A 24,679-nucleotide genomic window follows, 5' to 3' on the forward strand; every position below is an offset into this window, starting at 1 on the left:
AGGGACATGCCACCTGTGACGCGGGACGACCCGTACGCCGCGTATAACTTCCTGGTCATCGTGACCAACGTCAGCGATGACGGGGTCGCGGTGAGCGGGTCGTTCACCGAGGCCAGCGGGCTGGACGTGGAACTGCCGGTGATCGAGTACCGCACCGGCAGCGAGGACATCACGGTCCGCAAGCTCGTGGGGCTCAAGAAGGCCCCGAGCGCACTGACGTTCAAGCGCGGGGTCACCGGCCACGTCGGTTTCTGGAACTGGGTCAAGGAAGCGCTGGACGGCCGCGTCCGGCGCACGGCCGGTTCGATCGTGATGCTCGACGAGAACCGCCAGGAGGTCATGCGCTGGAACTTCGACCGCGCCTGGCCGACGAAGTACACCGGACCTTCGTTCAACGCGACCAAGAACGAGATCGCCATGGAGACGCTCGTGCTGGCCGTCGAGAGCTTCGTGATCGACGCGTGAGCGGGCGGACATGACCAGCGCGGCGCTTCCCGGCGTATCCCTGACCTTCGAGCGAGCGGCCACCGGCGACGAGCCGCTGCGCACGGACGTGGCCGTGTTCCTCGGCCGCACCCGGCGCGGTCCCGTCGGCCGGCCCGTCCGCGTCGAGAGCTGGAACGACGTCGTCGGCGTGTTCGGACCACCGGACGGCACGTCGGCGACGCCGTACGCGCTGCGCGGGTTCTTCGAGAACCAGGGCTCCGCGGCGTGGGTGCTGCGGGTGTCCGGGCCGGCCGAGCCCGCGAGCGCGCCGTGGACGGACGGTTTTCGCGTGGTGGCCGCGAGTCCCGGCGCGTGGGCGAACGGCGGCCGCGTCACCGTGCGGTACCGGGCGAGCAGCGTCGCGGGCCCGCCGGCGGTCACCGTCCGGGTGCTCGTGCCCGGCGAGCCGGCGGAGACCTTCGCCGGCATGGCCCCCGGCGAGGTCGTCGACCGCCTCGGCGCGTCGCACCTCATCCGGGTGGTGCCGGGCGGAACGGCGGACCCGATCCCCCCGGACGGGCCGATCTCGCTGTCCTGGGACCTGACGCTCACCGGCGGCACGGACGCCCCGCCGGGGCGCGACGAGTACGCGTCCGCGGTGGTGACGCAGGCCGAGCTGCCGGAGCCGGCGCTGGTGGCCCTGCCCGACCTCGGGGCCGACCTGGGCGACGCCGACCACACGACCCTGGTGCTGGACCTGCTGGGGACCGTGGCGCCGCTGCTGGACCGGCTGGTGCTGCTGGACGTGCCCCCGTCGGTGTCCACAGTGGACGCCGTGGTGGCCTGGGCCGGCGCGCTGGCGGACTTCGGCGACGAGGCGCTGCTCGCCGCGGCGGCGGTGTACCACCCGCCGCTGCGGGCGCCGTCGCTCGACGGCGGGGCGGGGCTGCGGACCGTGCCGGCGTCCGGGCACGTCGCCGGGCTGGTCGCCCGGCTCGACGGCGAGCGGGGTGCCGCCGAAACCCCGGCGAACGCCACGCTGCTGGACGCCGTCGACCTCGACGTCGAATACCCGGAGGCGCAACAGGCCCGGCTCTTCGACGCGAACGTCGACCTGGTGCGGTGCGTGCGCGGCCGGGGGCTCGTGGTGTGGGGCGGGCGGACGCTGTCCGGCGATCCGCGGCGGCGGTACGTCGCCCACCGACGGCTGCTGCACCTGCTGGTGCGGGCCATCCGGCGGGCCGCCGCGCCGCTGGTGTTCGAGGTGAACTCGCCGGAGCTGCGGCTTTCGCTGGTCCGCGCGATCACCTCGGTGCTGCTGGAGGCGTTCCGCACCGGTGCGCTCGCCGGCAGCCGGCCGGAGGACGCGTTCCGCGTGGTCTGCGACGAGACGAACAACCCGCCGGAGCAGGACCCCGGCCAGGTCGTGTGCGAGATCGGCGTCGCGCCGGCCGTGCCCATGGAGTTCGTCGAGCTGCGGCTCGTGCTCGGCCAGGACCGCGGCCTGGAGGTGATCGAGCGGTGACGACCCCGGCCGACCGGCTGCTCGCGCTGAACGAGCCGCTGACCAAGTTCCGCTTCCTCGTGACGCTCGCGCCGGCGGACGTGTACCTGCCGCCGGCGCAGGCCCTGCTGCTGCCGGTGGTGGCGGCGGGTGCCTTCCAGGAGGTGACGGGGATGGGGGCGCAGCTGGAGGTGGTGACCTACGCCGAAGGCGGCCGTAACGACTCCGTGCACCGGCTGCCGCTGCGCCACTCGTGGAACCCGATCACCCTCAAGCGAGGCGTGGTCCGCGACCGGCTCCTGTGGTCCTGGTACGACGCCGGCCTGCACGACTCGCTCGGGGCCCGCCGCGACGGCGCCGTGATCATGCTCGACGAGGCGGGCCTGCCCGCGAAGTCGTGGATCTTCCACGGCGGGCTGGCCGCCAAGTGGACCGGGCCGGACCTGCACGCCGAGCAGAACGCGGTCGCGATCGAGTCCCTGGAAATCGCCCACGAGGGCCTGACGGCCGTCCTCTAGGAGCCGCTTTGAGGAGACACAGCGTGCCCAAGAACCTGATCATCCACAACCTCGAGGTGCGCTTCCAGGTGGAAGGCGACGACGGGGCGTTGTTCGCCCGCCTGTTCAACAAGCACATCCAGGCGTGGGCGCGGCTGTACGAAGAAGAGTGCGCCCGGGCCGAGCGCAGCGACAACGACCGCAAGCTCGGGGGAGGCGGCCGATGAGCGTCACCCCGTTCTCGCTGGTGAGCCAGGGCGCCGACGCGCACCTGGAGATCGAGCAGCCGGCGAACCCGCAGAACGTGCCGCAGCGGATCCCGCTGAAGTTCAACCCGACCGAGTACAAGCTGAGCAAGAGCAACACCTTCGCCGAGATCACCATCCCCGGCCTCGAAACGCCGCCGATCCAGTACGTCCGGGGCGGCAGCGAGTCGCTGTCGGTGCAGGCGCTGGTGGACACCTCCGACACGCTCGACGACGTCCGGAAGTCCTATGTGGACAACATCCGCAAGCTGATGCGGCCCCAGGAGACCCTGCACGCGCCGCCGATCGTCAAGTTCGTCTGGGACAAGACGGTGTTCCGGGGCGTGCTGGAGAAGCTGGACGTGAACTACGTGCTGTTCGCCAAGAACGGCGTGCCGCTGCGGGCCCAGCTCGACCTCACGCTCAAGGAGTACCGGCCGGCGAAGGAACAGGCCAACGACCCGCCGCGATCGTCGCCGACGGTGGAGAAGAGCTACGTGGTGCGCCGCGGCGACACGTGGGACCGCATCTCGGTCGCGGTGTACCGGCGCCCGGACGCGTGGCGGGACCTGGCGCGTGCCAACGGGATCAGCGATCCCCGTGACCTGCGGCCGGGGCTGGTGCTGACCGTGCCCCGGCTGCCGTGAGAGGGGGTGCGCGATGACCGCGCCCGCGGGCACCCCGCCCGAGATCGCCGACCCGGACCGCTACGCCCCGGAGTTCGAGGTGGTCGTCGACGGGCTGGTGGCCGACCCGACGACCAAGAACGACATCCTCGACATCAAGGTGCACCGCGACCTCGACGCGATGTCCGGCTTCGACCTGGAGCTGAACAACTGGGACGACGTCACGTGGACGTTCAAGCACAGCGACTCGGAGAAGCTGCAGATCGGCACCCGCGTCTCCGTCCGGCTCGGCTACGCGGACAAGCTGCTGACCGTCGGCACCGGGACGATCAGCTCGCTCGCGCCGAAGTTCCCGGACGGTGCGTCGCCGACCGTGTCGCTCACCTGCGTGGACGGGATGCTCGCGCTCAAGGACCGCAAGCCCACCAAGGAAGAGGACAAGAACTTCGTCGGCAAGACCGACTGGGAGATCGCCGAGCAGATCGCGCGCCGCAACAAGCTGGCCTTCGAGACGACCCACGAAGGCCCGCGGCACGACCTGGTGGTGCAGAAGAACCAGTCCGACGCGCAGTTCCTGATGGAACGGGCGAAGCGGATCGACTTCGACTGCTACATCCTGCCGGACCCGGCGACGGGCGTGCAGAAGCTCTACTTCGTCAAGCCCACCGACGGCCGCGACAGCCGCCCGATCCGGCTGTTCCGCCTCGCCTACAGCCCCGGCCTGGCCACCGGGCCCGCCGGGCAGCCGGCCGGACTGGTGCCCAACCTCATCGACTTCACGCCGACCATGACCGTCTCCAACCAGGTCAGCAAGCTCACCGTGCACGGCTGGGACCCGGTCAAGGCCGAGCCGATCGAGTACGTCGCGACCGCGAAGGACCTGCCCGGCGGGCAGACCTCGGCCGACGGGCAGAGCGGGCCGGAGGCGGCCGAGAGCGGGGCGGGCGGCCGGCAGGAGGTGGTCGTCGACGCACCGGTCCTCAGCCAGGAGGAGGCCAAGGAGCTGGCGATCGCGCTGCTGCGGGAGCGGGCCTACGAGTTCATCACCGCGACCGGCCGGGTGGCCGGGCTGCCGGAGCTGCGGCCGGGGGACAACCTGGAGATCTTCGGCCTCGGCAGGCGGTTCTCTGGCACCTACTTCGTCAAGCGGGTCGAGCACGCCCTCAACTCGAGCGGCTTCTTCACCACGTTCACCGGCCGGAAGATCTTCCAGGGGGACAAGAAATGACGGCGATGCCACGCGCCATGGCGAGCGACCAGCGCTTCTACGGCGTCGCGCCCGCGGAGGTCGTGCAGAACGACGGGGACGACGAGGGCCGGGTCAAGGTCAAGTACTACTGGCTGGACGGCGGCGCGTCGATCAGTCCCTGGATCCGCGTCAGCCAGCTGTACGCGGGCGCCGGCTACGGCTCGGTGTTCGTGCCCGAGGTGGGCGACGAGGTGCTGGTCGCGTTCTTCCAGGGCGACATGCGCCAGCCCTACGTCCTCGGCGGCCTCTACAACGGCAAGAAGAAACCGCCCACCGCACACAAAGACGGTCGCGACCAGAAGATCATCCGCACCAAGGCCGGGCACCGGATCCTCTTCGACGACCAGGAGAAGGAGATCACCATCAGCACCGCTTCGGGCGCCACGGTGGTGCTGAAGGACAGCGGCGAGATCACCTTGGAAGCCACGACGGTGACGGTCAGGTCGGACGCCGTCGACCTCGGCGGGGGTTCGACCGAACCCGTCGTGCTCGGCAACGCGCTCCTGCAGGCGTTCGTCCAGCACACCCACCCGGCGCCGGGCGGCGCCACCGGTCCCGCGACGCCACTGCCGCCGTCCGTGCTCGCGAAGAAGGTGAAGGCGACGTGACCGAACCCTTCCTCGGCACCGGCTGGCGGTTCCCGATCCTGCCCGACGAAGCCGGTCGGCTCGCCTACGCTGTCGGCGAGACGAGCATCGAACACTGCCTGCGCGCGCTGCTGCTCACCGCGACCGGCGAACGCGTGATGCGACCGGACCTCGGCACCAAGGCCAGCGAGTCGGTGTTCGCGCCCGGCAGCGTGCAGAACCTGCGCGACCTGGAACGGTCGATCGCCGACGCGGTCCGCGACTTCGAACCGAGGGTGGAGCTCTCCGACGTCCTCGCCGAGACCGACCCGGCCGACGAGTCCCGCGTGACGGTGTCCATCGAATACCGGGTCCGGCGCACCAACACCAAGACCAACCTGGTGTTCCCGTTCTACCTCGGACTGACGGGACTGACGGGGTTGACGCCATGACGCTGCCCGCGCCGAAGCTCGACGACCTGACCTGGGCCGACCTGATGTCGGCCGCCACCCGCCGCATCCCGGCCGAGTCGGACGGCACGTGGACGCTGCACGCGCCCGTCGACCCCGGGATCACGCTGCTGGAGCTGTTCGCGTACCTGCTGGAACAGCGGCTCTACTGGCTGGACCAGGCCCCGGACGAGCTCGTCGTCGCGATCCTGAAGCTACTGGGCCTGGCGCCGCCGCGGCCCGCGACCGCGGCGGCGACGGTGCTGGCGCTGACCCCCGACGCCGACGTCCCGGCCGTGGTCCCCGCCGGGACGGTGTTCGCCCGCGATCCCGCCGCGGCCATCCGGTTCACCCTCGACGACGAGGTGACGGCGTTCCCGGTGTCGGGTGACGTGACGGTGTTCACCGACCGCGACCGCACCGCCGACCTGCTCGCCCGCCGCGGGGTTCCGCTGCTGGGCAGCGACGGGTCCGCCGCGTCGGCTCGGTTCACCCTGCCGCTCACCGGCGGGGACCCGGCGTCCGGCTGGCTGTCGCTGCTGGTCGAGCTCGACTCGCCGGTGCCGCCGTCCTGGTCGCCGCTCGCCGTGTCCGGTGTGCGGCCGCCCGCCGACCTGACCTGGTCGTGGTTCCGGCCCAGCGGTGACGCTTCCGGCTCGTTCGAGGAGGTCCAGGACGGCACCGGTGGCCTGCGGCGGTCCGGGGTGGTGCGCCTGCGGCCGCCGGCTGAGTGGTCCACGATGGACAGTGGGCTGCTGGTGTCGACGCCGGCCGCGACCTACGCGTCCCCGCCGCGGCTGCTGCGGCTGGCGGTCAACGTGTCGGCCGCCCGGCATCGCGAGCGCCGCACGGCGACCGACTTCGCGGACCAGACCGGTGATTGGCTGAAGCTGCCCGGCCAGCGGCTCGTCCTCCCCGACGCCGCCGGCCGCCTGCTCACCGCCTGCCTGACGCTGGCCGGCGAGGAGTGGAAGCCGGCGGTGGACTTCGCCTTCGGCGCTTCCCGCGACCGGATCTTCCTGCTGGACCGCCACGACGGCGCGCTCGTCTTCGGCGACGGGCTCACCGGCCGGATCCCGCCGGCCGCGGATGCGGTCGTCGAGTACACGATCGGTGGCGGGCGGGACGGCAACGGCGGCGTCACGGACAACTGGCTGCCGGTCACGGATCCTTCCCCGGTGCGCGCCGCCAACCTCGTCCAGGCCGACGGCGGAACGGACCCGGAGACGGTGGCGCAGGCGCGGGACCGGGCCGCGGGTTCGCTCGGCGAGGTGACCCGGGCGGTCACCGCCGAGGACTTCGTCACCTTGGCCGTGACGACGCCCGGGGTGGCGGTCGGCCGGGCCTACGCCGCGGTCGGCGCGCACCCGGGCTTCCCCTGCGCGCGGGTGCCCGGCGCGGTGACCGTCCACGTCGTCCCGTCGGTGCCGCGGGCCGTCGCGCCCGAGCCGGATCCGGGGCTGCTGTGCGCGGTCGCGGACCGGCTGGCGCAGGCGCGGCTGCTGACGGCCGAGGTGTTCGTGCGGGCCCCGGCCTACCGGGACGTCCGGCTGCGCGCCGACCTGTCCGGCGCCCCGGCCGACCGGGCCAAAGTGTCCACTGTGGCCGGTGACGCGCTGCGCCGGTTCCTCGACCCCCTGGTCGGCGGGGACGACGGGACGGGCTGGCCGTTCGGGGAAGCGCTGCGGCCGTCGGCGCTGCTGCGGGCCGCGCAGCAGGCGCTCGGCGACCTGGCGGACGTCACCGCCGTCGCGATCGGCGTCGACGGCGCCGAACCGGCGGAGACCTGCGACGACGTGCCTCTCCGGGCCGGCGACCTGCCGGCGGTGCGCGAAGTCCGCACGCGCGTGGTCGCCGCCGTCGAAGCGGGGGAGGGGTTGTCGTGACCGACGTCTGGTGGGCGCGCGGGTCCACCGAAGAAAGCCACGTCGTCCCCGGCCCCGGACCGTCCGGAGAGCAGCCCGAGCTGGTCGACGCCACCAGGGAAGCGGTCCGCGCCGCCGTGCGCGACCGGGTCCCCGGCTACACCCCGGACTGGACCAACCCCGACCGGCAGGACGCCGGTGTCGCGCTCGTGCGCCTCTTCGGCACCCAGGCCGAGCCGGTGCTGGCCCGGGTCAACCGGCTGCCCGAGAAGATCCTCGCCGAGCACCTGACCACCGCGGGCGTGCGCCGCCGGCCAGCGACCGCGGCCGCCGCGTTGCTGGAGTTCACCGTGCACCCGCCGGACGGCGCGTCGGTGCTCGTCCCCGCCGGTTTCCAGGCCGCCGCGTCCGGCGCCGGTGGTGACGTCGTCTTCGAGACCGACCAAGACCTCTACGCCACCCCCGCCACCTTGGGCGTGATCGCGGTCCAGCGCGGCGGCGCGCTCGAGCCGGTCCCGCTCGGGCCGAACGGGCCCGGCCGGCCGTTCGCGCCGTTCGGCGTGGACCCGCAGCCGGGCAACGCGCTGTGGCTGGGTCTCGACGGCACCGCGAGCCCGTTCCCCTCGCTGTCGCTGGGGTTCGTGGTCGCGGCCGCGCCGCCGTCGCCCGCGGCCGCCGGCGGGCTGACGCCACTGCCGCTCGAGCCGCGGCCGTTGCTGCGCTGGGACGTGCTGGACGGCGGCCGCTTCGTCCCCGCCGACGTCGTCCGCGACGAAACCGCGGGACTGCGCGCGAGCGGCACGATCGAGCTGCGGCTGCCGCGCACCTGGGCGCCCGGCCGGCCGCCGGCCGCCCGGCCCGGGCCCGCCCTGCGGTGGCTGCGGCTGCAGGTGACGAACGGCGTCTTCAAGACCGCACCGCCGCTCGTGGCGGGGCTGCGGCTGAACACCGTCGCCGCCACCGCCGCCCACACGATCTTCGACGAGCCCCTGGAACCGATCCAGGACCCCGCGGCCCCGGCCGAGCGGCGGCGGCTGCGGCTGAGCCAGGTCCCGATCCTCGCCGGCAGCGTCGTGATCGAGGTCGACGACGACCCCGGGACGGACCTCTTCGGCACCACCGAAGAAAACGCGGCACGCTGGCAGGAGGTGCCGAGCCTCTCGGCCCACGGTCCGGACGACCGGGTCTTCGTCGTCGACTACGACTCCGGCGTGGTCACCTTCGGTGACGGCGTCAACGGCGCGCCCGTGCCGCCGGGCTTCCGGAACGTCCGTGCCGTGCGGTACCGGGTCGGCGGCGGCACGGCGGGTGCCGTGGCGGCCGGCGCGGTGGGCGGCGTCGTCACCGCGCGGCCGTTCGTGACCGGCGTGACCAACCCGTTCCCCGCCACCGGGGGCACCGACGCCGAGCCGGACGCGGACGTGGTGCGGCGCGGGGTGGGGGAGTTGCGCTCCCGCGGCCGCGCGGTCGCGCCCGCCGACTACGGCCTGCTGGCCCTGCGCGCGCCGGGCGCGTCGATCGCGCGGGCGAACGGGGTGCCGGGCCTGCACCCGGACTTCCCGGGCACGCCCATCCCCGGTGTCGTCGGCGTTCTCGTGGTGCCGCCGATCGAGGAGGGTGGCACCGAGCCGCCGGTGCCCACCGCCGCGACCCTGCGCGCGGTGGCGGACTTCCTGAGCCGCGAGGTGGCACCCGCCGGCAGCACGGTGGTCACCGGGCCGGTCGCGTTCCGGCGGATCGCCGTCGAAGCCCGGGTGGTGCTCGACGCCGACCAGGACCGGGCCGCGGTTCTCGCGCGGGCGGCCGACGCGGTGACGACCTACCTGGACCCGGTGCGCGGCGGTGAGCACGGGGGCGGCTGGCCCTTCGGCGGCGCGGTGCGCCACACCCCGCTCGTGCGCCGGCTCCTGGCCGTGGACGGCGTCCTCGCCGTGTCCGGGCTCTCGCTCACGGCCGACGGGCTGCGGCTGCCGCCGTGCACGGACCACGCGATCCCGCCGAACGACCTCGTTTGGCCGGACCGCCCGGTGCTGATCCCGGTGGAGGAGTCATGACCTGCGCGCCCACCGCCGTCACCTTCCGGCTCCTCGACGACGTCGTCGGGTGGGACGAGGCCGCGGTGACCGGCGTCGTCGGGTTCACCGACGACGCCGGCGTGCGGCTGGCCTACGAAGGCGCTTCCCCGGAAGGCCCGACGCGGACCCAGCTGCTGCCGTGGTTCCCCGACCCGCGTCTCGCGCCCGGCTGCGGGCCGTGCGGCTGGTACCTGCTGTCCGGCCGCCGGCTGCTGCGGCGCGACACCTGCGCCGGCGGCCGGCGGCCCGTCTGGGCGCCCGGCTGCGACCCCCGGCTGTTGCACGAGCCGGTCGCGGTGGCCGCCCGCGGGCACCGGATCGCGGTCGTCGACTCCGGCCGGGTCTTCCTGTGGCGCAACGAAGGCGACCACCTCGCCGCGGTGATCCGCCATCGCGACGCCACCGTCGCCGCGCTCGCGCAGGACGAGCAGGTGCTCGTGGCCCGGGCCGGCAGCGACCGGCTTTGGCGGTACGGAGCCGACGGGCGGCTGTGCGACGTCGTCCGGACCCGCGTCGACGGCGAGATCATCGGGATCCGCACCGGACCCGGCCGCACGATCTGGCTGCTCACCGAAGACCGCGGCCGCTTCCGGATCTACCGCGACCACTGTGAGTCCACTGTGGACGAGCTGGCGGCGGCGCTGCCGCCGAGCGGCCTGACCGCCGCGGACGAGGACGGCTTCTGCCTGCGGGAGAAGGGGCCGGACGGCGACGTGACCTCCTGCTACGACTGGCGGGGACGGCCGCGGGAGGAACCGGCACCGGAGTCCGGCCGGTACGTGACGCACGGAGAATTCACCACGCACCTGATCGACAGCGGCATCTCCCGCTGCCGCTGGCACCGGGTGCGGATCGAGGCGGACGTGCCGACCGGCACCGCGATCTCCGTGTCGGTCGTGGTGTCCGAGGACGACCGGTTCGCCGAAAGCGACTGGCAGACCGCGCCCGCCGGCGTCACCGACTTCCTCGTCGACCAGCCACCCGGCCGGCACCTCACCCTGCGCGCCCGCCTGTCCGGCGACTCCGCCGCGACCCCGGTCCTGCACCGGATCCGGCTCGACTTCCCGCGCTCGACCAGCGCCGACCTGCTGCCCGCCGCGTTCCGGCAGGACCCGGCGGCCGACGACTTCACCGAGCGGTTCCTGGCGCTGTTCGACGCGAGCGTCGCCGAGATCGACCGGGTCGTCGAGCGGTACCCGGCGCTGCTCGACCCGGCCGGCGTGCCGGACGCCGCGCTGCCGTGGCTGGCCGGGCTGCTCGGCCTGTCGTTCGAGGCCGGCTGGGACGCGGACACCCGCCGGAAACTGATCGCCGCCGCGCCGGGCCTCTACCGGCGGCGCGGCACGCCGGGCGCGCTGAAGGAGGCGATCCGCCTCGTCTTCGGCGTCACGCCGGTGATCGACGAACTGGCCGGCGACCGCCACTGGGCGCAGGTCCGCGCGACCGTGACCTCGCCGACCCCGCCGTCCGCGCGCGGTCTCGGCTCGGTGCGGCTGTTCGGCCGCTCGTCGTCGCGGCTGCGGCTCGGCACCTCGACGCTGGGCGCGACGCCGCTGCGGGCGTTCGGCGACCCGGACTCCGATCCCCTCACCGAGCACGCCCACCGGTTCCGGGTCCTGCTGCCGTCCGGCTCGGTGGACGAGGACGCGGTGCGGCGCCTGGTGGCCCGGCAGGCGCCCGCGCACACGAGGGGTTCGGTGCGCGCCGGCGGGGCGGGGTTCGTGGTCGGCACGCGGTCGGCGGTCGGGGTCGACACGGCGTTCGTCCCGCTGCCGCCGCCCGTGGTGGGCACCGCGCGCCTGAACCACGACGGAGTACTGAGACCCGGGCCGCGCGGCGCACGGCAAGGCGTGACCGTCGGCGTGGTGTCCGCGGTCGGGGTCCACACGCGAGTGTCTTGAGAGGACAGAAGAGAGATGACCGAGGCAACGACACAGGAACAGCCCTTCCGCCGGTTGCGGTACTTCCACGGGCAGCTGCTCACCGCCCGCGACTTCCAGCGCGAACAGGAGTACTTCCGCGAGAAGCTGAAGCTGCGGATGCGCTGCCTGCTCGGCTACGGCGTGGTGTGCGGGCTCTTCGTGGAACCCGCGCCGCCCGCGGACGACAAGGCGGCTTCCGACAAGGAGAAGCACGAACACCAGGCCAAGGTGCGCATCACGAGCGGGCTCGGCGTCGACTGCGACGGCAACGAGGTGGTCGTGCCGGGCAGCTGCTCGATCGACCTGGGGGACGCGCTGCACGAGGACGAGCGCACCGGCGGGACGGTGTGGGTCGGCGTCGAGTACACCGAACGCGCGGTCGAGCCGACGAGGACGGTGTTCACCTCCGCCTGCGCGGACACCTCGGACTGCGACTTCGGCTACACCGAGGAGAGCTACTGCGTCCGGGTCACCACCAAGACGCCGCCGAAGGACGACCGCTGCGAGACCTGCTGCACCCCGTGCGAGCACAAGGTCCTGTGGCTGGCCAGGATCGACGACGTCGACTTCGGCAAGCCCGTCCGCGAAGAGCAGATCCACCTGGACGTCCGCCGCTTCTTCGGCCGCCGCGTGCCGACGGTGATCACCGGCATCAACTGGCGCCACGGCCACACCTACACCGTGAACGAGGCCAAGGAGCTGCTCGGCACGCAGAAGGACTCGGGCGGCCTGGTCGTCGAGTTCTCCGACGGCGTCCGCGTCGACAGCCTCCGCCGCGGCGTGGTGGAGATCCAGGTGATCGAGGGCGGCGCCGGCCGCAACGCCGACACCTGGTACATGGGCGGCGAGTTCAAGGAGCCCACCGGCGAGGACGGCGAGTTCACCGACCACTTCCGCTACCGGCAGACGACCCGCGAGACGCTGCAGGACGGCGACCGCGTGCTGGTCACCGTCCGCGCGGCGTTCATCCTCGACCACTGCTGCCGCCCGGTCGACGGCACCAACGTCGGCGGCCGGGTGCCCTACATCGGCCAGGCCAAGGCGGACGCGGACACCGACGCCGAGACGGAGACCGGTCACGGCCACGACCCCAAGCCGGAGCCCGACCCGACCGGCTGCCTCGTGCCGCCGTCGGGCATCGGGCCGTGGACGTCCGGCACCGGTGCCGGCGGGGACGTCTTCGAAAGCTGGTTCTTCGTCACCGAGGAGCGTTCATGAGCAAGCCCGACTGCGGGTGCGGGTGCGGTGGCGCACCCGCCTTCCCGGCCGCGTTCGTCCGGCCACGGTTCTTCGCGGGCCAGCTGCTCACCGAGGACGACCTCGGCCTGCTGACCGACTACGTGGCCGGCAAGGACCGGCTGCACAACCGGATGCTGTCCGGCCCCGGGGTCGTGTGCGGGCTGGAGGTCACCTGCGACTCGTGCGCCGGCGGGACGGTCTCCGTCCACCCCGGGCACGCCCTCGACTGCTGCGGCAACGACATCGTCCTGTCCTGCAAGGAAAAGGTCGACGTGCAGGCGCTCGTGCGCGAGCTGCGCGTGTCCTCGCCGGGGGTCGCGTGCGGCGACCCGTGCGACGACGACCAGCGCCACTACGGGCTCTTCGTGCGCTACGAGGAGACCATGGCCGACCCGGTCTCGCCGTTCGCGACCGAGGAGCCGTGCCCGGCACCGGGCTGCGTGCCCTCGCGGGTCCAGGAGGGCTTCCGGTTCGTCGTCAAGTGCGACACCGCCGACGACCACCGGTACAACCCGGCCACCAAGCTGCTGGCGCAGATCGGGGACAAGGACGCCTACGAGCGGATCCGGCTGCTGAGCCTGCGGCTCGACCACTACCTCGACCCGATGTCGGTCGCGGGGGCGTTCTCGACCCGGACGATCAAGTTCGAGGACGCCGACGCCGTCCGGTACGCCGACAACCTCCGGCTGCTGCGGGAGAGCGGCGAGGGAGTCCCCCAGCCGCCCGCGGCCCGGCAGCAGACCGAGTACGTGCGGGCGCTGGCGAGCGCCATCGCCCGGTACGACACCTACGACGACGCCGGGCAGCAGGACCTGCGAGCCAAGCACGAGCTCGGGGAGATCGACGCCGCCCGGCAGGTGCTCGGCGCGGCGTGCGACCGGCTGGCCGCGGCGGACCCCGAGCAGGTGTGGCCGGAGCCGGCGCACCGGGCGGTCGCGCTGGCCGTCGTGGCCGAGGCGAAGAACCGGGTGGCGACCGCCGATCCCGACGCGCCGATCGAGGTCCGCCTGCTGGCCCAGGGCACCCCGCTGGACAACGTGCTGGAGGCGGAGTTCCGGGCCGATCTCGTGCGGATCCGCGAGTGGCTGCTCGGCCGGCTGGACCGGGTGCCCGGCGTCGCGGACTGCGTGCTGCACGGCGACGTGCGCAAGGTCGCCGTCCCGCAGCCGCTGCCCATCCCGGAGCCGGACCCGGCGCACCGCTTGTCCGTCGCCGATCTCGGGCTGCTCGCGGACGCGGCCGGGAAGCTGACCACGTGCGTGCGCCGGTTCGTCACCGACGCGGCCTGCTCGACGCTGAACCCGCCGTGCGTGGACTGCGCCGACGACGACGTGCTGCTGGCGCACCTGGAACTGGACGGCTGCGACGTCGTCCGCGTGTGCTCGGCGACGCGGGAGCAGGTGCTGCCGGGCGGCTCGGCGTACGGCGAATGGCTGCCGAAGCTCTACCAGCTGCGGCACCTCGCCGAGCAGGTGTGCTGTCAGCCGGCGCCGGTGTACCGGCCGCCGGGCGTGCCGGAGTCGGGCCCGATCCCGCGCCCGTACGTCCCGGAGCTGCTCGAACCGTGGCGGCGGCGAGGCCCGCTGGACCGCATGTGGGACCTCCTGGTGACCCCGGCGCCGGGGGAGACCGTGCCCAAGCCCGTGCGCGAGCAGGTGTACACGGTGCCGGCCGAGGTGACCGACAGCCTGCAGGAGATGAACGCGCTGCGGGGTCAGGTCAGCGACCTGATCGCCACCGTGGAGGCGCTGCGGGGCCAGCTGGACACCGCGCGAGAGCAGGTCGCGCGGGTCCGGGAGGACGTGCCGGACCGGCTGTCCGACCGGCTTTCGGAGCTGGAGAGCGCCCCCGCCGCGGAACCGGAACCCGAGCCGGAGCCCGAACCCGAGCCGAAGGCGCCGGCCCGGCGGCCCCGGTCGTCGTCGAGCCGGAGCGGCGGGTCCGCCCGCAAGCCGCGGTCGGGTGAGACGTCGTGACCGGTCCGCTGCGCCCGGAGTTCCACGAGGGTCAGGTGCTCGCCGCCGCGGACCTGGCGGCGACCGTCGCCTACGCCCGCGCGGCGGCCGTCCGGCACGCGCGCCTGGCGCACGAGTGGGGCATCGCCGACGGGCTCGCCCTGACGACCGAGAACCGGACCGACCCGGCGTCCGGCGCGCGCTTCGTCGAGGTCAGCGTGCAGGCCGGGCTGGCGGTCGACGGCACCGGCCGGGAGATCGTGGTGCCCGCGCCGGTCGTGCTGTCGGAGGCCGACTTCGAGGCCGTCAACGGGGCCGACGGGCCGACGTCCGAGCCGTACCCGGTGTTCCTCACCGCCGCGGACCGGGCCCAGGCGGCGAGCGGACCCGCGTCGTGCGCCGGATCCGCCGGGCCGGCGCGCGTGGAGGAGTCCTTCCAGATCCTCTTCAGACGGCTCGGCGACGAGCGGCTGGTGGCCGACCAGCAGCCGCCCGCGGTGAACGCCGCCCCGGCCGCCCCGCCCGTCCCCTGGCTGGTGCTGCTGGGCTTCGTCCAGTGGACCGGCGGCCACTTCACCGCGGCGGTCCCGGAAGCCCGCAACGTCGGCGTGCGGTTCGCCGGGGTGCGCGCGGACACCGTGTCGGCCCGGTCCGGCTCGCTGTCCCTGCGGACCCGGCCCCAGCCCGGCGAGGGCGAGCCGGCGCTGGTGCTGTCCGGCTCGGACACCCCGAAGCTGGTCTACGGGCTGTACAAGGGAACCGGCGACGTCGAGCCGCTGATGACCGTGGAGCCCAACGGGAACCTGACCATCGCCGGCAGCTTCTCCGGCCGGATCTCCGCGGGCAGCGTGCTGGCGACGTCCGGCAGCGCGACGGACGGCATGGTGCTGCCGCTGCCCGGCGGGGTGACGCCGGAGGAGGTCGCCGACGGCCGGGTGTCGCTGCACGTGTACGTGACCCCGCGGATACCGCCGTCGGAGTCCGGGCTCACCGTCCCGGCCGAGGCCACTGTGGACGGTGACCGGCGGGTCCGGTGCCGGCTGCGGTCCTACGACCCCGGCGCGGGGCCGGCGGTCACCGAACGGCCGGGCGCGGTCGACTTCCTGGTCCTGGCGACGGTCGCGGCGACGAGCGGAGGTGGCTGAGGTGAGCGTTTTCGCGGTGTACGAAACGAGTACCGGGGTCGTGGTGGGTGCGGTCAAGGCGATCGACGTCCCGGTGCCGGCGGTGGACGCGCTGGTCGGCGCCGCGCTGCCGGTGCGCTCGGGCGCGGCCACCTTGTCGCTGCCGGCGCGGGAGCTGGCCGTGCACGAGGCGGACGACCAGCCGGAGGTGTTCGCCGACCCACTGGCCTACGGGGTCACGCGGCTGCCGGACCAGCCGCCCAAGCCCGCACTGGCGCAACTGGCCGAGCTGCCCGACCCTCCGGCGTTCGACGGCACCGGGCTGCTCGTCGCGCTGCCGGGGAACCCGGCCCAGGACACCACGGTGTTCGCGCTGGTTTCCGACGGGCCGGGGACGCTGCTGGTCACCGGGACGATCGCGAAGGACACCGACCACGTGTCGCTGCCGGTCACGGTGAGCGCGGGCCCGCACGCCGTGCTGCTGCTGGTGGCGGGCTGGGCGGGCCGGCTGGACGAGGTCGAGAAGCAGTGACCGCCGGCGGGATCACCGTGCACCACTGCGCGGTGCGTGTGGTCCGGCGCGGGGGGTGGAGCTGGGGACCCGACCCGCGGGGACTCCTCCAGCGGGTGCTCGACGCGCTGCCGGACCTGCTGGCCGCGGAGTTCGGCGAGCACCTCACCGGCGACGGCCCGGACCTGGAGGTCACCGAGCCGGTGCGGCTGTCCGTCCGGCTGGCCGCGCGGGGCACCAGTGGGCTGGAGCCGGCGGGTCTCGTCCTCGAACGCGTGGCGGGCGCGGACCCGGTTCCCCCGGCGGCGCCGGTGTCCGCCCCGCCGCCTGCTCAGTCCACTATGGACGCTACTGCCGATGTATCCGTCGTCGGGGACGTGCCGGCCTCGGCGGTGGCCGTGCTGTTCGAGGAACTCGCCGCCCGGGACGAGCTGGCCGCGTTGCTCGCCCTGCTCCCCGAGGAGGCAGTGCGGACGTACCTGGCCGCGCTGCTCGCCGAGGTCGACAGCGAGCGGGCCTTCTCTCCGGGCCCGGTCGCCGAACTGGCGGCGGAGCTGGCCCGGCGGCGGGTTCTCCCGGAGCCGCCCACGACCCCCGCGGAACTCCTCGGGCTGCTGGAAACGCACGCCCGGGAATCCGGCGAGCAGGCGGCCACACCCGTCGGCGGCAGAACGTCCGGTGACGTGGCCGCCGTCCCGCGGCCGACGGGGGAGACGAGGGTCGGCTCGGTGCTGCCGTTCCTCCTGGTGGGCCCGTTGGCGCGGACCGGTTACCTGGACGCGATCGGCCCGGCACTGTCCGGAGCTGACCTGCTCGGCGACGCCCCGCTGTTCGCCGCCGCCCTCGCGTACCAGGTCCTCGGCGAGCCGCACCGGGGCTGGCGGCGCACGCCCGAGGACGAGACCGCCGCCGCGACGTTCGCGGGCCTGGAGTCGGTGCCGGACCTGACCGCCTTCGCCCGGCAGGCCGCTCCCGCGCTGCCCGTCCTCGACGGCGTGCTCGCGCTGTCCCTGTGCCGCGGCCACGATCCCGGCGACCCGCTGCTGGTCACGGGCGTCGACGACGGCCTGCTGCTGGTCGACGCCGCCGGTCTCTTCCCGATCGCCTGGTCGTCCACAGTGGAGGGTCTGCTGCCGCACTGGGAAGCGTGCGGCCGGCCCCCGGTCCTCGTCCGGGACGGCCCGCTGCCGTCGGCGTGCCTGCGGGAGCTGGCGGCGGCGGGCGTCCGGTTCCTCACGGACGCGCGCCCGCTGCGCGACGACCCCGTGTCCCGGCTGTCGTCGCGGACTCCACTGTGGACGACCGGCGGCGTGGAACCCCGGCTGGCGGCCGAACTTCCCGCCGGGCCGCTGGACGACCTCGCCCGGACCCTGTTCGGCGGCCACCGAGCGGTGCCCCGGGCCGAGGACCACGCTTTGGACCACACCGCCGCGCTCGCGGCGTCGCTGTCGCTGGGCATGATCTCGGGGAGGCTGTGGGGCGGGGAAACGCCGGTCCTCGCCCGGACGCGGTTCGCCGACCTGGAGGCCACGGTGCGGTTCACCCGGGACGCGGTGCGCGTCAGGATCCCGCTGGGCCGCCGGCACGCGGACCTGGACCGGGGCGGGGCCCTCGCCGACGTGCCGGACGTGGTCTGGCTGGGCGGCCGGACCCTGACCTTCTCCGGTGGCTGAGATGAGCGGACTGGCGGTCGAGCACCTCCGGGTCCGCCTGGCGGAGCTGCACCAGGCACTGCGGGTCGCCGTCGCGCACCAGTCGGCGGCCGCGGCGGTGCTGACCCGCCCGGACCTGACGCCGTTCTGCGTGACGGACGAACAGGTCGACACGTTGCTCGATCGCGTGGACGCCTTCACCGAGGCGATGACCGAGCCGCCGTCCGCGCCGCGCCCGGACCCGGAGTCCGAGCAGCACCTGCGGCGCCTGGCCGCGGCGCGCGGGGTGACGTTGCCACTGGACGCCCTCGCGACCCGCTACGGCCTGTCCCGCGTCGAGCAGGACGCGCTGCTGCTGGTGGCCGCGCCGGAGCTGGACCCGGGCTACGAGCGCGTCTACGCGTACGTGGTGGACAACCTGAACCGGCGGGCGCCGTGCGTGGAGCTGCTGGTCACCGTGGTCGCGCAGGCCCCGGCGGACCGCCTGGCCGTCCGCCGGCTGCTGGGCTCCTCGGGCCGGTTGCGCCGCTACGGCCTGCTGCGGGCGTACGGGGAGGCGCCGAATGAGCCGGCCCGGGAACTGGCCCTCGGCGGCGGGGTGTTCGAGTACCTGATGGGCTGGGGCGGCGACGTCGGGATCCTCGGCCACGACCCCGGCGAGGTGACGGACCCGGAGCGACCGGTGGCGTCCCCGTACCTCCGGTCGGACCGGCTGATCGCCCTCGGCCGCGCGCTGGCCGCGGGCGACGTCGACGTCGTCGGCCTGTGGGGGTGTTCCGCCGACAGCCAGCCCGACGCGGCGCGGGCGCTGGCGACCGCGGCCGGCCGGCCCCTGCGGCGCGTGACCGCGGACGTGGCGCAGGACCTGCGGACCGCTGCCGCCCTGAACGCGATCCTGTGGGTCCTGGCGGACCGCGACTTCGACGAGGCGCTGGTGAGATCGGGCGTGCCGCTGTGCCTGACCGGCGTGAACCCGTGGCGCCCGCCCGGGTTGCTGGCCGCCCGCACCTACGCGGAGCTGACGATCCCGGCGCCGGACTTCCCGGAACGCCGGGAGATGTGGTCGTCCGCTTTCCCGGTGCTGGATCCGGACGTGCTCGAGGACCTGGCCGCCCGCTACCGCATGAGCGGCGGCGACCTCCGCGCGGTGGCCGCCGTCGCCGACGCCGGTGCGCGCCTGTCCGGCACCGGCGGCCCGGTCGCCGAGCACGTGGAGCCGGCGATCGCCACGGTGACCCGCGGCCGCACCAGCGGGGTGGTGCAGTCGATCATCCCGCGCCGCACCGTGGAGGACCTGGTGCTGCCGGAGGCCCAGATGTCCCAGATCGCCGAGATCGCGTCGGCGTTCCGCGCGTGGCCCCGCATCGCGGAGTCCTGGGGCTTCGCCCGCAAGTCGACGACCGGCGGGGTCAAGGCGCTGTTCACCGGCGAGCCGGGCACGGGCAAGACGATGTCGGCGGAGGTCGTCACCGGGATGCTGGGCCTGGAGCTGCTGAAGGTGGATCTGGCGCAGGTGGTGTCGAAGTGGGTGGGGGAGACGGAGAAGAACATGGAGGAGGTGTTCCGGCAGGCCGAGGACAGCCACGCGGTGCTGCTGTTCGACGAGGCGGACGCGCTGTTCGGCAAGCGCGGCGAGGTGAAGCAGGGGACCGACCGGTACGCCAACCTGGAGGTCGGCTACCTGTTGCAGCGCCTCGAAGCGAGCGACGGGCTGATCATCTTGACGAGCAACCTCAAGGAGAACATCGACCCGGCGTTCACCCGGCGGTTCCACTTCGTGGTCCACTTCCCGCGGCCCGGTCTCGCCGAGCGCCGCCGCCTGTGGGAACTGGCGTTCCCGCCGGAGGCGCCGCTGGACCCGGAGGTCGACGTGGAAGTGTTGTGCCGCTTGGACATGACGGGCGCGGGCATCGCCTCGGCGGCCCGCACGGCGGCGTTGTCCGCGGCCGACAGCGTCTCTTCGTCGATCGGCATGCGTCACGTCGTGCGAGGAGTTTCCCGCCAGTTCCAGCGCGAGGCGCGGTTGTTCCGCCCGGCCGAGCTGGGCCGGTACGCTGGACTCCTGACCGACAACGGGAGTGCGCATGCCTGAACTGATGCCCCCGCAGACCAAGCCCGCGGTACCGGTGACCGCACGTGAACTCCGGACCGCGGCGGCTTCGGATCGGGGCAAGGAGAAGCTCGTCCTGGTGCCCGCGGTGGTCGGCAACGCCCAAGCGGCGAAGACGGCTATGGACGGCAGTGCGAAGACGGTGCCTTCGCACCTGGCTTCGACGTTGGCCGCGGGGCAGGACCGGGTGGGCAACGCCGCGATCGCGGGGGCGGCGATGCGGGTGGTGCCGATGGCGGTGCCGGCGAAGGACGCCTGCCCGAGCTGCTGACGCCGGGGTGGTCACCCCGCGCCGTGGCCGGCGAACGAAGCCAGGTGCTGGACCAGGCCGTTCCTGATGACCGTGATCCGGCGGTCGCCGGGCAGGTCCACGAACGGGCACCCGGACGGTCCCTCCCGCAACGCGGCCGACTCGTCGCCCGGCGCCAGCCACAGCAGCTTGCCGGAGCGGAGCCACGGTTCGAGCTCGAAGTCGTAGTCGGCGACCCGGGGGATCGCCCAGTCCCAGCCGCCCGGACCACCCCCCTGGTAGATCAGGTACTTGTTCGTGCCCCACAGGTTCACCAGCCGGGTCTCGTCCGGTAGCGGCCCGAAATAGCTGATCGTCCACCCGGTGTGCGCGCCGACCGGCACTTCGGCGAGCACCGCGCGCACGTCCGGGGCGTCCAGGATCCGCGGGACGACGAACGGCACGTCCGGGCCCGGCACCACCGGGAACCGCGGGTGCTCCACCGGATCGGCCAGGCGCATCGCGCCGGTCATGGCCAGCCACTCGGGCGGTCGTGCCGACGACGGGCGGCGGATCGGCTTTTCGTAGTCCCAGAACCGGCCGTCGAGGCCGAACACGTCGATCGGCCAGCGCACCGGTTCGCCGGTTTCCGGGGACCGCGCGACCGTGATGTCCGGCAGGAGGGCCCGGTATCTGCGGTTGACGTCCTGGACGCGGTTGGGGTCCGGTGACTTCTGCCCGGCCAGCCGGTCGCCTTCGGCCACCAGCCGGGCCCGCTCGGCGGGAACGTCCACTAGTCCGGCCTCCCCGCGGGCGGGTGCCACGGCCGCCGGTCCGTCCACTGCGGGGTCTCCGCCACGACGAACCGCATCGGCTGGCCCGGCGCGAACCGCACGAGGCCTTCGCCGCCGCCGCGCTGGTGCTGCCGCACGAGCTTGTCGCGCATTTCCCGCTCGTGCGGGTCCCGGGGGTTCCAGCGCACGACCGCGCCGTGCATCACGCCGAATTCGCGCTCCCGCATGTCTTCGATGAGCAGCTCGTACTCGTCGATCGGGATTTCGGTGCCGTCCGGACGGCGGATGTCGTACAGGTCGTGGTCACCGGCGATGGGGTGGCGGGCCTGGTTCTCGTCGTAGCCGTGCACGACGTAGCCCAGCACCTCGAACCGGCCGGGGCCCAAGGGTTTCCGGGCCAGCTTCTTCATCTTGGCACCGTACTCCCGACGTTCCTCGACCCGCATGCGGTGGCGCTTCCGGCCCGCTTCGACGTCGGCCCGGTCCAGACCCCGGCGTTTCGGTTGCGGCACGGCGTTGACGAAGAACCCGACCAGGCCCCGCTTCTCCGGCTCGATGCCGAGGAACGTGTCGGATCGCTGGATCGTCTTCGCCTTGATGTCCACCGGTTTGTACCAGGCGCCGCGCATGAGGTGGCGGATCGATTCCGGGTTGGTCGGCCGGACTTCGATGATCAGGTCGTTCGCGTCGGCGAACCGCTGGAACTTCCGGCCGTTCTTGACGAGGATCCCGTAGTCCGCCTGCGCCTTCTTCCGGCTCAGCGGCGAGTTCTCCGGCCGGCTTTCCTTCGCCGGGTTGATGGTCGCGGCGAAGTGGATGACGTGGTGGTCGCCCTCGCGCCGGTCGACGACGAGCTTCAAGGCGGTCAGCCGGTGCCGGCGGCGGATCGGCGGGAGGCGCTTTTCGATCTCGTCGACCGGCATGCCGGTGCGGACCAGGTCGTGCGCTTCGCGGAGCGCGGCGTCGAGCGCGCCCTTGTCCCGCTCGGGGCGCTTCTCCTCGCGCTTGTCCCCGGGCCGGCGCGCGGCGGGGCGCTTCTTCGGCTTGAGCTTGGCCCACAGCTTCTTGACCAGGCCCACGATCTTGTCGACGACCCAGTCGATCGCCTTGTTCACCGGACGCGCGAGCTTCTGGAAGATCTCCTTGACCTTGCCCGCGATGCCACCCAGGCCCAGTAGCGCGGCCAGCGCACCGATCAGCACCGGAATCGACCGCGCGAGCGCCTTTTCCACCAGGCCGGCCACGCCGCCGGCCCCGCCCTTGGCGATCGCGATCACCGCGTCCAGGACCGTGTTGACGAACTCGATGATCTGCTTGCCGTTGGTGACGATGAACCTGATGATGTCGATGATCATCTTGCAGGCGCGGATGAACGCCGACGCCGGGTTGAACAGCGAGATGATCCACGTGATGCCCGCCAGGACGATGGTCGGCAGCAGGTACGACACCAGGTTGTCGATCAGGGTCTTCTTCAGGTCGCCGACCCGGGACTTGAGGTCGTCCCACAGCGCGCGCACGCCGTGCTTCCGCACCTCGGCGATGATCGGCAGCGCCGCCTGACCGGCCTCGATGGCCGCCATGGCCGGGCGGGGGGCCTTCCGCTTGATCCGGGTCAGGAGGTTGGCCCCGGACAGCCCCAGCAAACTGGCCAGCAGCACCAGGATGCTCACGACGTCGAAGCTCGTCGGCAGCTCGATCCCGGCGGTGGCCGCCGTCCCCAGCAGCCACGACAACACCCCCTGTTGCAGGTGCGCGAGAGCGTTGTTCTTGAACTGCTTGAGCCCGCCCCCGACCGCGGACACCAGGTTGCCCAGGAAGCCGATCGGGTCCTTGAGGATGCCCAGCACCGCCTGTGCGGCCTTCGCGAGCACCCCCAGCAGCAGGTCCTTCAGCTCGAGGATCGTCTTGATGACGCCCTTGACCGCGTCCAGGGCCTTGTCGACGAGGCCCCGGTTCTTCTCCTTCTCCGCGGCGATCTCGGCGTCGACCGACTTGACGGCGTCGGTGTACTTCGTGGCCAGCGTGTCGACCAGCTCGGTGCTCTTGTCGTCGACCGACTGGGTCAGCTCGTCGAACTTGTCCGCGAATCCCGCGGCCGCCTCGGTGCCCAGCGCCTTCAGGTCCTTCGGCAGGCTCTCGACCGCCTTCCGCAGTTCCGCGCGGCCCGTCGCGATGCGCTGCTTCGCCCGGGTCAGCTCGCGGCCGATCGTGTCCGCGACGGCCGAGATGACGTCGCGCATCCGCTTGACGTAGTGGTCGCGCGCCTCCACGAAGATCTGGTTCGCTTCCTCGGGCAGCCCGAACAGCTTGTCGTGGCCCCACTTGACCAGGCCCCACCCGCCGCTGTAGCGCCGGTCCTTGTACTCGTCCATCTTGCGCCGGTGCTCGGCGGTGAACGCGTCGCGCGCTTCCTTCTCGCCCTTCGTGAACTGGTCGTCGACGAGCTTGTCGAGGCCCGTGAGAATGCCTTCGACGTCGGTCTTCATGGTGTCGAAGACCTTCTGCAGCAGGGCCGTCACCTCGGCGCGCTTGTCCTGGTCGCCGGTCTTCGCGGTCTCCTTCCCGCCGTCGACCAGCCGGCCGGTGCCCGCCCGCCGGGCGGCGATCGCGCCCATGGCGGCGGCACCGAAGTGCTTGGCCTGCGCGGTGGTCCGACGCAGCTGCCGGGTCTCGTTCTGGCGGAGCTCGGGTGGCGTCGCCTCCGAATGCTGCTCGGCGACCTTCTTCTCCTTCAACGCCGGGCTGAACGCCGGGTCCGTCGCCAGCTGCTTTTCGGTGACCTGGTTGTCGGCCATCTCCTTGTCGACACTCGCCGGGCCCGCGGAGAGGTCGGTGGCCGACGGCGGCAGCTTGTCCGGCGCCGCGTTCGCCGGGTCGGGTGTGGCCGGGGTGCCCGGTGGGCGGTCCGCCGTCATGGGCACGACTTGCTTGACCTCGGCGACCGAGGTGTCCGGCGGCGCCGCGGTGGTGTCGGCAATCTGCCGGGCCGAGTCCGTCTTGCCCTCGCCGACCTTGCCCTGGACCTCCGCCTTGATCTCGGCCGGCTTGCCGGACCCGGCGAAGTCGTCGGCCTGTTCGAGGTTCTTCGGCGCCTTTTCGGCGATGGCCTTCTCGACGGCCTCGATGAAGGCTGCCTTGTCGAAGTCCTTCGGCTCGGCCTCGTTCATCTTCTCGGCGTTGGCCGTCTTGCCCTGCGCCACCTCGTCGTCCTTGGGCGGCACCGAGGCCTTCTGCGCCGACGTCGCTTCCTGGTTCGCCGGCGGATGGGACTTCGCGACCGTGTGCTTCTTCCGCGCGACGTCCTTCTTCAGCACCGCGAACTTCGGGTCCGCGCCCGGGCTCCTGGCCAGGCCCGCCGCCACCGCGCCGTTGCCGACCTTGTCCTGCGAGTCCTTCCGCGACGGGTCGGCTAGCGGCTTCCGGTCACCCGCCCGCAACGCCGCCAGCGCCGCCGCGTTCGACGGCGGCAGCCGATCCGGCGTCCGCGGCGGTGGCCGGTCCCGCACGGCCGCCGGAGCGGTGGCCCTCGCCGCGTCCACCGTCAGCGCGGGGAGCTTCGCGCGAACCTTCGGTGGCGGCGGCATGGGGCAGCACTCCTCCCGCTGCGGGAACCCCGGACAGCGTCGCAGCCGGCCGTCACC

General features: G+C 73.3%; 20 protein-coding genes. 18 read left to right on the forward strand and 2 right to left on the reverse strand.

The window, feature by feature from the left end; all coding sequences use genetic code 11:
- Nucleotides 1-6 precede the first annotated feature (6 nt).
- Genes ABZ342_RS13855 through ABZ342_RS13940 form a run of 18 tightly spaced genes read left to right on the forward strand, consistent with a single transcriptional unit; the run spans nucleotide 7 to nucleotide 20,286 of the window.
- Complete coding sequence (locus ABZ342_RS13855) at nucleotides 7-465, forward strand: phage tail protein (RefSeq protein ID WP_155543122.1); 459 nt, start codon at nucleotides 7-9, stop codon at nucleotides 463-465.
- A gap of 10 nt (nucleotides 466-475) precedes the next feature.
- Nucleotides 476-1,951: a phage tail sheath subtilisin-like domain-containing protein gene (locus ABZ342_RS13860; protein ID WP_360472512.1), complete on the forward strand. Its 1,476-nt coding sequence runs from the start codon at nucleotides 476-478 to the stop codon at nucleotides 1,949-1,951.
- The gene (locus ABZ342_RS13865; RefSeq protein ID WP_360472515.1) at nucleotides 1,948-2,448 is read left to right on the forward strand and encodes a phage tail protein; all 501 of its coding nucleotides are present in this window, start codon (nucleotides 1,948-1,950) and stop codon (nucleotides 2,446-2,448) included. Before ABZ342_RS13860 ends, ABZ342_RS13865 begins: the two co-directional genes overlap by 4 nt.
- 23 nt (nucleotides 2,449-2,471) lie before the next feature.
- Nucleotides 2,472-2,654: a putative phage tail protein gene (locus ABZ342_RS13870; RefSeq protein WP_155543124.1), complete on the forward strand. Its 183-nt coding sequence runs from the start codon at nucleotides 2,472-2,474 to the stop codon at nucleotides 2,652-2,654.
- Nucleotides 2,651-3,319 carry a LysM peptidoglycan-binding domain-containing protein gene (locus tag ABZ342_RS13875; protein WP_360472518.1) on the forward strand — a complete coding sequence of 223 codons (669 nt, stop codon included), beginning with the start codon at nucleotides 2,651-2,653 and terminating at the stop codon, nucleotides 3,317-3,319. The genes ABZ342_RS13870 and ABZ342_RS13875 overlap by 4 nt, the downstream gene beginning before the upstream one ends.
- A 13-nt stretch (nucleotides 3,320-3,332) precedes the next feature.
- Entirely contained in the window at nucleotides 3,333-4,526 is a 1,194-nt protein-coding gene (locus tag ABZ342_RS13880; protein ID WP_360472521.1) for a type IV secretion protein Rhs, read from the forward strand.
- Nucleotides 4,523-5,155 carry a phage baseplate assembly protein V gene (locus ABZ342_RS13885; protein ID WP_360472524.1) on the forward strand — a complete coding sequence of 211 codons (633 nt, stop codon included), beginning with the start codon at nucleotides 4,523-4,525 and terminating at the stop codon, nucleotides 5,153-5,155. Before ABZ342_RS13880 ends, ABZ342_RS13885 begins: the two co-directional genes overlap by 4 nt.
- Nucleotides 5,152-5,565 (forward strand): GPW/gp25 family protein, encoded by a 414-nt coding sequence (locus tag ABZ342_RS13890; protein ID WP_155543128.1) that lies wholly within the window; start codon nucleotides 5,152-5,154, stop codon nucleotides 5,563-5,565. The genes ABZ342_RS13885 and ABZ342_RS13890 overlap by 4 nt, the downstream gene beginning before the upstream one ends.
- On the forward strand, nucleotides 5,562-7,448 hold the full coding sequence (locus ABZ342_RS13895) for a putative baseplate assembly protein (RefSeq protein WP_360472529.1): 1,887 nt from the start codon (nucleotides 5,562-5,564) through the stop codon (nucleotides 7,446-7,448). Before ABZ342_RS13890 ends, ABZ342_RS13895 begins: the two co-directional genes overlap by 4 nt.
- The gene (locus tag ABZ342_RS13900) at nucleotides 7,445-9,481 is read left to right on the forward strand and encodes a putative baseplate assembly protein (protein ID WP_360472531.1); all 2,037 of its coding nucleotides are present in this window, start codon (nucleotides 7,445-7,447) and stop codon (nucleotides 9,479-9,481) included. The genes ABZ342_RS13895 and ABZ342_RS13900 overlap by 4 nt, the downstream gene beginning before the upstream one ends.
- Nucleotides 9,478-11,403, forward strand: coding sequence for a phage tail protein (locus tag ABZ342_RS13905; protein ID WP_360472534.1), 1,926 nt, complete (start codon nucleotides 9,478-9,480; stop codon nucleotides 11,401-11,403). Before ABZ342_RS13900 ends, ABZ342_RS13905 begins: the two co-directional genes overlap by 4 nt.
- Nucleotides 11,404-11,418: 15 nt before the next feature.
- Nucleotides 11,419-12,642 (forward strand): hypothetical protein, encoded by a 1,224-nt coding sequence (locus tag ABZ342_RS13910; protein ID WP_360472537.1) that lies wholly within the window; start codon nucleotides 11,419-11,421, stop codon nucleotides 12,640-12,642.
- The gene (locus ABZ342_RS13915; RefSeq protein ID WP_360472540.1) at nucleotides 12,639-14,639 is read left to right on the forward strand and encodes a hypothetical protein; all 2,001 of its coding nucleotides are present in this window, start codon (nucleotides 12,639-12,641) and stop codon (nucleotides 14,637-14,639) included. Before ABZ342_RS13910 ends, ABZ342_RS13915 begins: the two co-directional genes overlap by 4 nt.
- Nucleotides 14,636-15,763, forward strand: a complete 1,128-nt coding sequence (locus tag ABZ342_RS13920; protein ID WP_360472542.1) for a hypothetical protein — start codon at nucleotides 14,636-14,638, stop codon at nucleotides 15,761-15,763. Before ABZ342_RS13915 ends, ABZ342_RS13920 begins: the two co-directional genes overlap by 4 nt.
- 1 nt (nucleotide 15,764) lies before the next feature.
- Nucleotides 15,765-16,274, forward strand: coding sequence for a hypothetical protein (locus tag ABZ342_RS13925; RefSeq protein WP_360472545.1), 510 nt, complete (start codon nucleotides 15,765-15,767; stop codon nucleotides 16,272-16,274).
- Nucleotides 16,271-17,926 (forward strand): hypothetical protein, encoded by a 1,656-nt coding sequence (locus ABZ342_RS13930; protein WP_360472548.1) that lies wholly within the window; start codon nucleotides 16,271-16,273, stop codon nucleotides 17,924-17,926. The genes ABZ342_RS13925 and ABZ342_RS13930 overlap by 4 nt, the downstream gene beginning before the upstream one ends.
- Nucleotide 17,927: 1 nt before the next feature.
- Nucleotides 17,928-19,997 (forward strand): AAA family ATPase, encoded by a 2,070-nt coding sequence (locus ABZ342_RS13935; RefSeq protein ID WP_360472551.1) that lies wholly within the window; start codon nucleotides 17,928-17,930, stop codon nucleotides 19,995-19,997.
- On the forward strand, nucleotides 19,990-20,286 hold the full coding sequence (locus tag ABZ342_RS13940) for a hypothetical protein (protein WP_360472554.1): 297 nt from the start codon (nucleotides 19,990-19,992) through the stop codon (nucleotides 20,284-20,286). Before ABZ342_RS13935 ends, ABZ342_RS13940 begins: the two co-directional genes overlap by 8 nt.
- Nucleotides 20,287-20,297: 11 nt before the next feature.
- Here ABZ342_RS13940 and ABZ342_RS13945 read toward each other — a convergent pair whose 3' ends face one another.
- Together ABZ342_RS13945 and ABZ342_RS13950 are read right to left on the reverse strand one after the other, a co-directional pair.
- The gene (locus tag ABZ342_RS13945) at nucleotides 20,298-21,038 is read right to left on the reverse strand and encodes a hypothetical protein (RefSeq protein ID WP_360472557.1); all 741 of its coding nucleotides are present in this window, start codon (nucleotides 21,036-21,038) and stop codon (nucleotides 20,298-20,300) included.
- Nucleotides 21,038-24,622, reverse strand: coding sequence for a hypothetical protein (locus ABZ342_RS13950; protein WP_360472560.1), 3,585 nt, complete (start codon nucleotides 24,620-24,622; stop codon nucleotides 21,038-21,040). Before ABZ342_RS13950 ends, ABZ342_RS13945 begins: the two co-directional genes overlap by 1 nt.
- Nucleotides 24,623-24,679: the final 57 nt, after the last annotated feature.

This window comes from Amycolatopsis sp. NPDC005961 (assembly GCF_040629235.1).
Taxonomy (GTDB): Bacteria; Actinomycetota; Actinomycetes; order Mycobacteriales; family Pseudonocardiaceae; genus Amycolatopsis; species Amycolatopsis camponoti.